The 11829-nt window shown below is 42.9% G+C and carries 10 protein-coding genes; 7 read left to right on the forward strand and 3 right to left on the reverse strand.

What is annotated here, in order from left to right; translation table 11 throughout:
- Positions 1 to 108 precede the first annotated feature (108 nt).
- Complete coding sequence (locus V7Z64_RS08190) at positions 109 to 2031, forward strand: FapA family protein (RefSeq protein ID WP_297992599.1); 1923 nt, start codon at positions 109 to 111, stop codon at positions 2029 to 2031.
- Positions 2032 to 2127: 96 nt separating this feature from the next.
- Positions 2128 to 4104 carry an acetoacetate--CoA ligase gene (locus tag V7Z64_RS08195; RefSeq protein WP_297992601.1) on the forward strand — a complete coding sequence of 659 codons (1977 nt, stop codon included), beginning with the start codon at positions 2128 to 2130 and terminating at the stop codon, positions 4102 to 4104.
- A 46-nt stretch (positions 4105 to 4150) separates the two neighbouring features.
- Here V7Z64_RS08195 and V7Z64_RS08200 read toward each other — a convergent pair whose 3' ends face one another.
- The gene (locus V7Z64_RS08200) at positions 4151 to 4702 is read right to left on the reverse strand and encodes a Uma2 family endonuclease (RefSeq protein WP_297992603.1); all 552 of its coding nucleotides are present in this window, start codon (positions 4700 to 4702) and stop codon (positions 4151 to 4153) included.
- Between the two features lie 138 nt (positions 4703 to 4840).
- On the opposite strand from V7Z64_RS08200, the gene V7Z64_RS08205 reads away from it, so the two are divergent.
- From V7Z64_RS08205 to V7Z64_RS08215, 3 genes are read left to right on the forward strand one after another with little or no spacing between them, the layout of a single operon-like run.
- Positions 4841 to 5227, forward strand: a complete 387-nt coding sequence (locus V7Z64_RS08205) for a MerR family transcriptional regulator (protein ID WP_003395870.1) — start codon at positions 4841 to 4843, stop codon at positions 5225 to 5227.
- On the forward strand, positions 5224 to 6753 hold the full coding sequence (locus V7Z64_RS08210; RefSeq protein WP_297992606.1) for a class I adenylate-forming enzyme family protein: 1530 nt from the start codon (positions 5224 to 5226) through the stop codon (positions 6751 to 6753). The genes V7Z64_RS08205 and V7Z64_RS08210 overlap by 4 nt, the downstream gene beginning before the upstream one ends.
- Positions 6731 to 8401 (forward strand): acyl-CoA dehydrogenase family protein, encoded by a 1671-nt coding sequence (locus V7Z64_RS08215; RefSeq protein ID WP_297992608.1) that lies wholly within the window; start codon positions 6731 to 6733, stop codon positions 8399 to 8401. Before V7Z64_RS08210 ends, V7Z64_RS08215 begins: the two co-directional genes overlap by 23 nt.
- 51 nt (positions 8402 to 8452) lie before the next feature.
- Here V7Z64_RS08215 and trhA read toward each other — a convergent pair whose 3' ends face one another.
- Positions 8453 to 9088: a PAQR family membrane homeostasis protein TrhA gene (gene trhA / locus V7Z64_RS08220; protein WP_297992610.1), complete on the reverse strand. Its 636-nt coding sequence runs from the start codon at positions 9086 to 9088 to the stop codon at positions 8453 to 8455.
- A gap of 125 nt (positions 9089 to 9213) precedes the next feature.
- Between trhA and V7Z64_RS08225 the strand changes: the two genes are divergently transcribed.
- The gene (locus tag V7Z64_RS08225) at positions 9214 to 10140 is read left to right on the forward strand and encodes an alpha/beta hydrolase (RefSeq protein ID WP_297992612.1); all 927 of its coding nucleotides are present in this window, start codon (positions 9214 to 9216) and stop codon (positions 10138 to 10140) included.
- Between the two features lie 80 nt (positions 10141 to 10220).
- Positions 10221 to 11384 carry a tryptophan synthase subunit beta gene (gene trpB / locus V7Z64_RS08230; RefSeq protein WP_297992614.1) on the forward strand — a complete coding sequence of 388 codons (1164 nt, stop codon included), beginning with the start codon at positions 10221 to 10223 and terminating at the stop codon, positions 11382 to 11384.
- 44 nt (positions 11385 to 11428) lie between these two features.
- Here the strand turns inward: trpB and V7Z64_RS08235 are convergent, their stop codons facing one another.
- Positions 11429 to 11800 (reverse strand): hypothetical protein, encoded by a 372-nt coding sequence (locus V7Z64_RS08235; protein WP_442885107.1) that lies wholly within the window; start codon positions 11798 to 11800, stop codon positions 11429 to 11431.
- Between the last annotated feature and the right edge of the window lie 29 nt (positions 11801 to 11829).

An 11829-nucleotide genomic window follows, 5' to 3' on the forward strand; every position in this document is an offset into this window, starting at 1 on the left:
AAAAACTGAATAAAAAATCCTTTTGTTCCGCCCTACCAAGGTGCGAAATATGAGTATTATAATAAAAATAATAATAATAAATGATAAGCGAAAAAAGGCGGGAGAACAATGGATTGCATCGAAGTAAAAGGACAAACGGTAGAAGAGGCTATCGAAGAGGGACTAAAGCAACTTCAAGCGATGCGAGAAGATGTCATCATTGAAATCGTTCAACAAGAACGTAAAAAGCTGTTTGGTATCGTTTCGCAACCAGCCGTTGTTCGACTAACGAAGAAGCATCAAACAAAGCAAGCTGTTCAGCAGAAAGAAGGAAAAGCGTGGATACAAGACGGAGATTTTCGTTACGAATGTTTGGACGTAGGCCCAACGATCATTATTGGCGAGGGAGTCATTTGTTTACATAACGGGAAAGCGATCGAAGCAAAGGTGACGTTACAAGAAGGGGATGACGTTCGCATTTATCCAAAGGAAGAAAGTATTGCCCAATCCGTTTGGAAAGTTGACATGGATGCTAGGAAGATGGAGGCGACATTGACGTTTGCACCTGGGGTACGGCGTCGGTATGTACTCGAAGATATGCAGCCATCTAATCAATTACATATACAAGCAAAAATGGAGACTGAACTCATTTATGATGTATCACATGAAGAAGTGATGGCGAAACTGCAAGAGTTAGGTATTGTTTACGGGGTGAATCAAGAAGCGATTCGTGAGGCGTTACATTCAGAGAAAAAAGTAACTGTTGTCATTGCAAAAGGGATCGAACCAGTAGAAGGAAAAGACGGCTGGGTGGAAGTAAAAGTAGGAGAAGGGAAAAGGAAGCCGAAAGTACGTGAAGATGGGACGGTTGACTATCGTGAAATGGAAACGATCGCAACGGTCGGTGAAGGGGATGTAATCGCGATTGTTCATCCTCCACAATTAGGGAAACCGGGATTAACGGTAACAAATGAAGTGATTCCTGTTCGTGAAGTGCATCCTGTTACTGTTAAGCTCGGAAAAGGAGTGACAATGCACGAAAACCTTATTTCAGCTACACAAGGCGGGCGGCCGCAAATTGCGAAAAAAGGGAGAACTGTTGTCATTTCGATTATCCCGAAACTTGTTCACCAAGGGGATGTCGATTTATCAGTAGGAAACATTCATTTTAAAGGCGATGTTGAAATTACAGGAAACGTTCAAGATGAAATGGTTGTGGAAGCGCTCGGTAGCATTATGATTTTACAAAATGTCAATCGCGCAAATATTCGTGCTCAACAATCGATTTTTATTCAACAAAACGTCATTAGCGGGACAGTCACATCAGGGGAAAACAAAATGATCGTGACCCAACTGATTGGTTTATTACAACAAATTCGTCACTCTCTTGAACGAATGATTGTTGCTATTCAGCAATTGATGGTCATGTCAAAAATTCGCGAACAAGACATTTATCCGTTAACGAAAAGATTGCTTGAAAGTAAGTTTCAAACGATGATGGAAGCGATGAAACAGTATAAAACGATGTGCGAACAAAAGCGTGAACAAATTGGTGAACAATGGTTCGATATTGGTTCGCAGTTAGATAGTTGTTTGCTTGCTGATCGTCCCAACCATTTTCATTGTTTAGAGGGTATGGCAAACTTGCTTCGTGAACTGAATACATTTATTGGACAATATGATCGCGAAGAAAACGATGCGATTGAACTTTCTTATGCTTTAAATAGCGTCATTCATGGGAGCGGTGATGTGATTGTAACAGGGAAAGGCTGTTATAATTGCAATATTTACGCCGGAGGGACATTAACTGTTCATGGGGTATTGCGCGGTGGAGAAGCGTATGCTCAGAAAGGAATGAAAATTAAAGAAGTCGGATCTTCACTTGGTATTAAGACTGTACTAGCTGTGCCCAAAGGAGAAACGATTTATATCGAACATGTTCGGGAAGGAACCGTTGTGCAGTTTGGTAAAAAGACATATACGTTTTATGAAGAAAAAAAATATGTTGAAATGAAATGGGACGACGAGCGGAATGAAATTGTATTTGGATAAAAGACGCTTAGCCGCAAAGGCTATGCGTCTTTTCGTACATATAGTATAATAAAAATGTTCTTAATTTTCTTTCTTTTTAAAAAAGGGGGGTTGAAGATGAAAGCGGTTATGGATGGGGATATTTTATGGACACCAACGAAAGAACAAATAGAACAATCAAGTGTGAAAAAGTACATGAATTGGCTAGAAGCGAAAAAAGGACTTGCGTTTGATTCACATGCGGCGCTATGGAAATGGTCGGCTGAAAACATTGAGCAATTTTGGGAAACCGTATGGGAATACAGCGAGATAAAGTCGTCCGCCCCGTATACGTGTGTGTTAGAAGAACGAAAAATGCCGCGGGCAAATTGGTTTCCAGGGGCACGGCTAAATTATGTAGAACATATTTTTCGCAACATGCAGGAAAAACCAGCGCTTTTGTTCCGATCCGAACGCGTTTCGCTTCGTGAAGTGACGTGGAAAGAGTTAAAGCAACAAACAGCAGCGGTCGCTTCGGCGTTGAAAAAACTTGGCGTCAAACAAGGGGATCGCGTTGTTGCTTATATGCCGAGCATTCCAGAAACAGTCGTTGCGTTTTTAGCGTGCGCGAGCATCGGTGCGATTTGGTCTAGTTGTTCACCAGATTTTGGCGTCAATAGCGTCATCGATCGTTTCCAACAAATTGAACCGACAATTTTATTTGCAGTGGACGGTTGCCAATATAACGGAAAAACGTTTGATAAACTGTCGGTTGTCAAAGAGCTACAAGCAAAACTTCCAACGTTAAAAAGGACGATTGTCGTTCCGTATTTGCGTGATGATGTAAGCGCATGGGACCATTCTGTTTTATTATGGACGGACATAGTCAAAGAAGAAGGAGAGCTTGCGTATGAACAAGTTCCGTTTGCTCATCCTCTTTGGATTTTATATTCTTCAGGGACAACCGGATTGCCAAAACCAATTGTACAAGGGCATGGAGGCATTTTATTAGAGCATGTAAAAATTTTATCGATTGAATACAATATTGCACATGACAGCACTTTTTTCTGGTATACCACGACCGGATGGATGATGTGGAACTTTTTAATTGGAGGGCTATTAGTTGGGGCAACGGTTGTGCTATATGACGGAAGTCCAACATTTCCAGATGCGAACGTGTTATGGGAGCTTGCCGAAAAAGCAAAAATCACGCATTTTGGCACAAGTGCAGCGTTTATTAACGTTTGTATGAAACAAGGCATTCATCCGAAAGATCACTATGACTTTCCACATTTGCAAGCGGTTTTGTCAACAGGGTCGCCATTGACGACTGAAGGGTTTATTTGGGTGTATGAACATGTGAAACATGTTTGGCTCGTCTCATGCAGTGGTGGAACGGATGTATGTACCGCATTTGTTGGTGGGTCGCCGATGTTACCAGTTCGTGCCGGAATGCTACAATGTCGTTCGCTTGGGGCGAATGTACAGGCGTTTGATGAACAGGGTCAATCGCTTCTTAATGAAGTCGGGGAGTTAGTGATTACGCAACCGATGCCGTCGATGCCGCTCTTTTTCTGGAACGACGAAAACGATCAGCGATACCTCAAGAGCTATTTTGATACGTATCCGAGCATATGGAAGCATGGGGATTGGATTAAAATTGATGATGAAGGAAGCTGCGTCATTTATGGTCGATCCGATTCGACGATTAATCGGGCAGGCGTCCGTATGGGCACAAGTGAAATTTATCGGGCAGTCGAAACGGTCGATGGCATTCTTGACAGCTTAGTCATTGATTTAGAAGTGATGGGGCGGAAATCATTTATGCCGCTGTTTGTCGTTCTTCAACCCGGGGTGAAGCTAGATGATGTGTTAAAACAACGAGTGAAAGAAGCCATTAAGACGCATGTATCGCCTCGCTTTATTCCGGATGAGATTTATCAAGTCGAACAAATTCCAAAAACGTTAAACGGAAAGAAAATGGAAATCCCTATTCGTAAACTTTTATTAGGCTTCCCGCTTGAAAAAGCGGTGAACGTTGGCTCAATGGCAAATCCTGAATCGCTTTCTTTCTTCATTGAACTTGCAAAACAATGGGAACATTCGAACGTATGAGCAAGGCTGTTGCCAAATGGCAACAGCCTTAGGCATGCTTCTTTATTCATTCTGAGAGAAAAATATTGTCTGTGTGAATCGAAAAATGTCCAAATAGCTGAACAGGAATCGCGTCTCCTTTAAAATACGTACCGTAAAGCTGGTATGCTCCGTCTTTTAGCACATGTACTTCCACATACTCATGAACGGGGTCAACAATCCAATATTCGGGCACCCCTGCTTGTTCGTACCGTCTATATTTAATTAAACGGTCTTTTTTTGCGGTAGACGGCGATAGCACTTCGACAATGACATCAGGTGTCCCAATAATGCGTTCATCGCTAATTTTGTTCGAATCGCAGATGATGACAATGTCAGGTTGAACCCATTCGTCATTAGAAAAACAAACGTCAATCGGGGAAACGAATACACGGCATGTTTTCCCACGTAAGTGTGCAACGAACTCCGCGCTAAGTAGCGTGACGACTTGTTGGTGTTTTGGAGTAGGAGCTGGTGTCATGTTGTAAAGCTTCCCATCGATCATTTCATAACGATCACAATCGCTAAGCTGTACATACTCTGCGTACGTAAACGGTTTTCGCTCTTGCGGAAAGGCCATATCATCCTCCTACCTTTCTGAATATGGTTGTTACCATTATAACAAATGTATTTTTAATGTGAATAAACATTTTATATTGACTTTTACGTAAACGTAAACTAAAATAAAATTCAGAAAATTTAAAACAAGGTGAAGACGATGAACTATTATACGATCTCCCAACTGGCTGAGCAGTTTGATATTAGCACACGAACGATTCGCTATTATGAGGAACGTGGGCTCATTTCCCCCATTCGCACGGAGTCAGGCCAGCGGCTGTATACGAAAAAAGACCGAGCGGTGTTAAAGCTCATTTTACGCGGCAAACGGTTCGGTTTCTCGTTAGAAGAAATTCATGAAATGATCAGCTTGTTTGACAACGATCGCACCGGTCGAAAACAGCTGGAAAAAACAATTGCATACGGCGAGCAAAAGCTAAAGGAGGTGACCGAGCGAATTGAGGACTTAATGCAGTTAAAACAAGAAATGGAGTCGATTTTAGCAGATTTTCGTGAACGACTACAAAAATTGGAGGGAAGCGAATGAACATTTCCGAGTTGTTAGCGCGCAATGCGCGAAAGTTTCCGAACAAAGTGGCACTCATTGATGGAGACGTGTCACTTTCTTATCAAGAAGTAGATGATACGGTCAATCGGCTTGCTTCATCGTTAGCTTTGCTTGGTATCGGACGGGGTGATAAAGTCGTCTTATATATGCCAAATGTGAAAGAATTTGTATATGCATATTTTGCCGCCTTGCGTCTTGGAGCCATCATCGTACCAGTTAATGCGCGGTTAACAGCGCAAGAAGTACAATATATTATCGAACATAGCGAAGCAAAAGCGGTAATTGCACATGATTGGATTTATCAAGAACTTGCACCTCTTGCTCGTACGGTTGACGTCATTTGGGTGAGAACAGGGGAAGCGACGGACGGTTGGCGTTCGCTCACGCAACTCATTGCTAGCGGTGATTCCTCACCAATCGTTTGCCCATTGAACGAAGATGACGAAACGACAATTTTATACACATCTGGGACGACTGGTAAACCGAAAGGAGTGCTGTTTACAGTCCGCAATATTCTTACCGTCGCAACAATGATGGCGTTAGAAACGAAAATGGATAAGCATAGCCGCCTGTTGCATATGATGCCACTCAGTCATTCCGCTCCACTTCATTTATTTTTTATTGGAGGCATGTATGTTGGGGCCACTCATGTGTTATCACCAACGTTTTCCCCAGAAACCATGTTGCAGCTGATTACGCAACATAAAATTACCCATTTTTTTGGAGCACCGGTCGCCTATTTACTCGCAGCAAAACATCCACGTCTTCACGAATACGATTTATCTTCCGTCCAATATTGGACGTATGGCGGCGCACCGTTGTCAGCAAATGAGGTGCAATTTGTCGCCAAACAGTTTTGTACGAATCGACTAATGTGTTTGTATGGATTAACGGAAGCTGGACCGAACGGAACGTATTTATCACCGGAAGAACATGCAACAAAGGCAGGAAGCGTAGGAAAAGATGCCGCCCTTCATTGCGAAGTAAAAATTGTCGATGAACATGGCAGAGAGGTTCCGCTTGGCGAAATTGGGGAAGTCATTTTAGCCGGGGAAGGCATTATGAAAGGCTATTATAAAGACGATGAAAAAACAGCGGAAACAGTGAAGAACGGATGGTTATATACAGGGGATTTAGCGCGCCGCGATGAAGATGGGTACATTTGGATCGTTGACCGGAAAAAGGATATGATCATTTCAGGTGGTGTGAACGTTTACCCGAAAGAAGTGGAAGATGCGTTAAAGCTACATCCAGCGATTATTGATGTGGCGGTAGTTGGTGTGCCACATCCGGAATGGGGGGAAACGGTGAAAGCGTTTGTTGTTACAACAGAGCCGATAGAGCATCTTGCAGAAGAATGTAGGCGTTTTCTATCTGATAAACTTGCAGACTATAAAATTCCAAAGCTATACGAAAGAATCTCCGAACTTCCGCGCAACGCGACAGGAAAAATATTAAAACAAGTATTGAGAGGGATGCATAATGAAACGGCTACGCGAAGTTGATCCGAACTTACTGACTAATTTAAAAAAACATTTAGACAAAGAGTTTTATGCGTATGCAGAAGAAGAATTAGAGAAGTTTTGGCAACGCTGCATGACCGATATCGATCGGCGCGCCATGCATACGGACCGCGAAGGACAGCCGCGCCTTATCAAATATGACCGTTTTGGTAACGATATTTCTGAAATATGGGTGAACGAAGGATACAAACAAACAGTAAAAGAAACGTACGAAACGGGAATTGTTGGCTATGTCCATAAACCGATTCCTGCGCTCGGGCGTGTTGGCAACTACATTTATTCGTATGCTCAAGGCTATTTGTTATCGCAAGTCGAACCGGGGTTTTATTGTCCTGTAACGTTAACGATGGCGACTGCATACGTATTAGAGCATTTTGCCGATGAACGAATAAAAGAAAAATATTTGCCACACGTCATTTCAACAGGGGAAGTTGAGCTGTATGAAGGGGCGACGTTTTTAACCGAGCGACAAGGCGGTTCGGATGTTGGTGCCAATGAAGTACGCGCTGTTTTATGTGGTGACCATTATGAAATTTATGGGGAAAAATATTTTGCGAGCAACGCCGGCATGTGTGGGGTTGCCTTAGTGCTTGCACGCATCGACGGAAGCGAAGCGGGGACGAAAGGACTTAGTTTATTTTTGGTGCCGTGGAGAAACGATGATGGCACGTTAAACGGCATTTACATTCGACGTTTAAAAGATAAACTTGGCGTACGAGCAGTCCCGTCGGCGGAAGTCGTATTCGAAGGAGCAAAAGCCTATTTAATTGGTGATGCAAAAAAAGGGTTTTATTACATGATGGAAGCGCTTAATTTATCGCGTGTCTGCAATGCTGTTGCTTCGATTGGAATCATGAAGCGGGCGTTAGAAGAGGCAAAGCAATACGCGGTCAATCGTCAAGCATTTGGGCATACACTTACAGCGTATCCGATGGTAAAAGAAACTTTGGTGAATTTAACAGCTCGTCAAGAAGTGCAAACGAGCGCTTGTTTTGAGCTTATTTCCTTTTTTGATCGGGTGATGCGCACATCAGAACAAGCGTCCGACCGAGAAAAAGCATGGAATCGCTTGCTAATTGCGCTTTTAAAAATGCGCACAGCAGAAGAAGCGATTGCATTTGCTCATGAAGCGATTGAAATGCACGGTGGTAACGGCTATATTGAAGATTTCGTCACGCCCCGTTTGCTTCGCGATGCTCAAGTGTTAACTGTCTGGGAAGGAACGGCCAACATCTTAGGGCTTGAAGTGTTGCGTCTCATCCGAAAATATCGCATTCACGAAACATTTATTCAAACAATAAGCGAACAACTGGCTGCACTCCCAATCGAAGCGCGCGCATTTGCTGCACCGGTCGAACGCGGGCTACACGAACTTATACAGTCGCTTAAACAACTACACGGACAAACGGAAGATGTGCAAACGTATCACGCCAAAAAAATCGCCAATCGCCTTTGTGATTTGTATTTAAGCGTCGTCGCATTAAAACAAGCAAACGAAGGTAAGCGAAACGAACTTATTGCTCGTCTCTTTTTACAACATATTTGGGAGAGCGATTTATTCGATCAGGAGATGATATCTGTCTATTATTTTGATGTCATTATAAACGAGACGAAAAAAGTGGAAGTATAAAAAAAGTGGAAGTATAAAGAAAAAAGCAAGGAACTGGACAGGTTCCTTGCTTTATATTAATACAAACACCGCGAGAAAATGGGCAACAGAACCGCCTAGCACAAACAAGTGCCAAACAGCATGGTGAAATTTAAACGCCCGCCATACGTAAAAAATTGCACCGATTGTGTATAATATACCACCAATGACTAAGTAGATGATTCCCTCAGGCGAAAGACCAGAGATGAGCGGCTTCCATGCAAACACAATTAACCAGCCCATCACCACATAAATGATCGTCGATGTATATAAAAAGCGATTGACGAAAAAACATTTAAATACCGTTCCGACCAATGCTAACCCCCAGACGATGCCAAATAACGTCCAACCAATTGTACCTTTGACTGCTAAAAATAAAAACGGCGTATATGTACCAGCGATAAAAAAGTAAATGGCTGAGTGATCGAAAATTTCAAATAGCCGTTTCCACCTTCCTTCTGGCAAGGCGTGCACGATGGTCGATGACAAATATAAAAGAAGCATCGTGCTTCCGAACAGGGTGACGCTCACAACGTGCCATGCGTTTCCATGTAGTGATGCAACAACGGTAAGCACGACGAGCGCTGCGATGCTAAATATCGCCCCCACCCCATGCGTAATCGCATGAACGATTTCTTCTTCTTTCGTAAACGTATGTGTAAAAGCCAATGGCCTCATCCCTTTCGCTAAAGACATTTTGTTTATTTTACCACATACGTATACGTACCGTACATTTTTTGTTCATTGTTGTTTTCATTCGCGATATAATGAGAAAAAAAGAGAGGTGAAGGGAATTGCAAATACAGTTGGAAAGGCAACGGAAGGCGAAAAAATGGCTCGTACCATCTTTGATCGGTGTGTTGCTTCTTGCGGCAATTGTATGTGTTGCTATTTCGATTTACGTCGGCTGGAATTTGACTCATAAAGAGCGAAAGGCAGTTGTAGAAACACCAACAGCTTACGGTATGACTTATAAAGATGTAACATTTACAAGCAAACATGATGGACTGAAGCTAAAAGGATGGATCATCGAGCCGACAAAACAAGCGAAAATGACCGTTATTTTTTCGCACGGTTACGGTGGAAACCGCTACGAACCAAATGTGCCGTTTTTGCCAATCGCTAAAGTGCTAACGGATGCAGGGTACCGCATCATTATATTTGATTTCCGGGCTAGCGGTGAATCAGAAGGAGACATGACAACAATCGGCGCGAAAGAAAAGTACGATTTGCTCGGCGTTATTGACTATGCGAAACAACATTACTCTGAACCGATCGTTCTGTATGGAGTGTCCATGGGGGCGGCAACATCGATTTTAGCAGCAGGAATGGATAAAGATGTTCAAGCAGTTATCGCGGACAGCCCGTTTAGCGATTTAGAAGGATATTTGCGGACATATATGCCTGTATGGACGAACTTGCCGAACGTTCCGTTTACGTATTTAATCATTACCCTTATCCCGATGATTACCGATTTAGACCCAGCAGAGTCGGTGCCGATCAAAGCGGTCGATGCAATTGCCCCACGTCCGATTTTATTTATTCATAGTAAAGCTGACCCGTCCATCCCATACGAAGAAAGTGTGAACATGTACAACAAACATCCAGACGTATTTGAACTTTGGCTCACCGAAGAAGCGAAGCATGTGAAAAGTTTTGGTATGTATAAAGACGAATACATGCATAAAATGTTAGCGTTTTTAGAGAAGGTACAAAAATAAATTTCAGAATATTCATTGACTTTTGACAAAAAGATAAGTATGCTTGTAGTAAATTTGGAAGAATGGAGAGGAGAAAGAAGATGAGTGTAGTTGAGCAGAGGAGAGGGTATTTTGGTGAATTTGGCGGAAGTTTCGTACCACCAGCGTTGCAAGAAGCGCTAGATTATCTAGAAGCGCAGTTTTTAAAGTACAAAGATGATCCCGCATTTCATGAAGAGTTTACGTTTTATTTAAAAGAATATGTCGGACGCGAAAATCCACTTACGTTTGCCTCGAGATTGACTGAGAAGCTTGGAGGGGCGAAAATTTATTTGAAAAGGGAAGATTTGAACCATACCGGCTCTCATAAAATTAACAATGTCATCGGGCAAATTTTATTAGCGAAACGGATGGGAGCCAAGCGTATTATTGCCGAAACAGGCGCTGGACAGCACGGTGTGGCGACGGCGACAGCTTGTGCGATGTTTGGTATGGATTGTGTCATTTATATGGGGGAAGAAGATACGAGAAGACAAGCGTTAAATGTTTTTCGGATGGAGTTGTTAGGGGCGAAAGTTGTTCCTGTAGCTAAAGGACAAGGGAGATTGAAGGATGCCGTTGATGAAGCGTTAAACGACTACGTTCGAAATTATGAGCATACATTTTATTTGCTTGGCTCGGCTGTTGGACCACATCCGTATCCGACGATCGTGAAACATTTCCAATCTGTCATCAGTGAAGAAAGTAAACGACAAATTATTGAAAAAGAGGGGCGTTTACCGGATGTTGTGGTCGCTTGTGTGGGTGGTGGTAGTAATGCAATTGGTGCTTTTGCTCATTATATGGATGAACCGAGTGTACGTTTAATTGGAGTCGAACCGGAGAAAGCCGCCACGCTAACGAAAGGGGTACCAGCTGTCATTCACGGCTTTAAATGCCTCGTTTTGCTTGATGAAAAAGGAAACCCGCAACCAACATATTCAATTGCTGCTGGACTCGATTATCCAGGGATTGGGCCGGAGCATAGCTTTTTAAAAATGTCTAGTCGGGCAGAATATGATACAGTCACAGACGACGAAGTGTTAGAAGCATTTCAAACACTCTCAAAAACGGAAGGGATCATTCCTGCGCTAGAAAGTGCCCACGCGGTTGCGTATGCTATGAAACTAGCTCCGACACTCGGCCGCGACCAAATCATTATCGTGAATTTGTCGGGTCGTGGAGATAAAGATGTCGAGCAAGTGTTTCATATGTTAAAAGGTTAGTCGTAAAAAAACGTCGTTCCCATAACGTGGAACGACGTTCATCGTTAGTTGGCCTTTTTTAACATATGCAGTTCTTCCTCTGTGCGTGCGATGCGACCGAGCTGGTAGTCAAGTCGTTCATGGATGTAGGCAATGTCTTGTTTTGTAGCCATTTCTCCGCGGATGTGAGCAATTTCGTGTCGCATGGCGTCCTGGATGCTGCGTTGTTCTAGCTGATTGTCCCGCACGGCTTTGATCATTGCTGTATTTTCTTTCATTTGCTCTTTCAACCAGCGAATATCCGCATCCTGTTTATTCACTTTTGTTTTTAATTCACTAATTTCCTCCTTCATTGTCTGAATTTCTTGCTTCATTGTCTGAATTTCTTGCTTCATTGTCTGGATCTCTTGCTTCATCGTTTGAATGTCTTGTTTCATTGTTTGAATCTCTTGCTTCATTGTCTGGA

Source organism: Anoxybacillus sp., from assembly GCF_036834105.1.
GTDB lineage: Bacteria > Bacillota > Bacilli > Bacillales > Anoxybacillaceae > Anoxybacillus.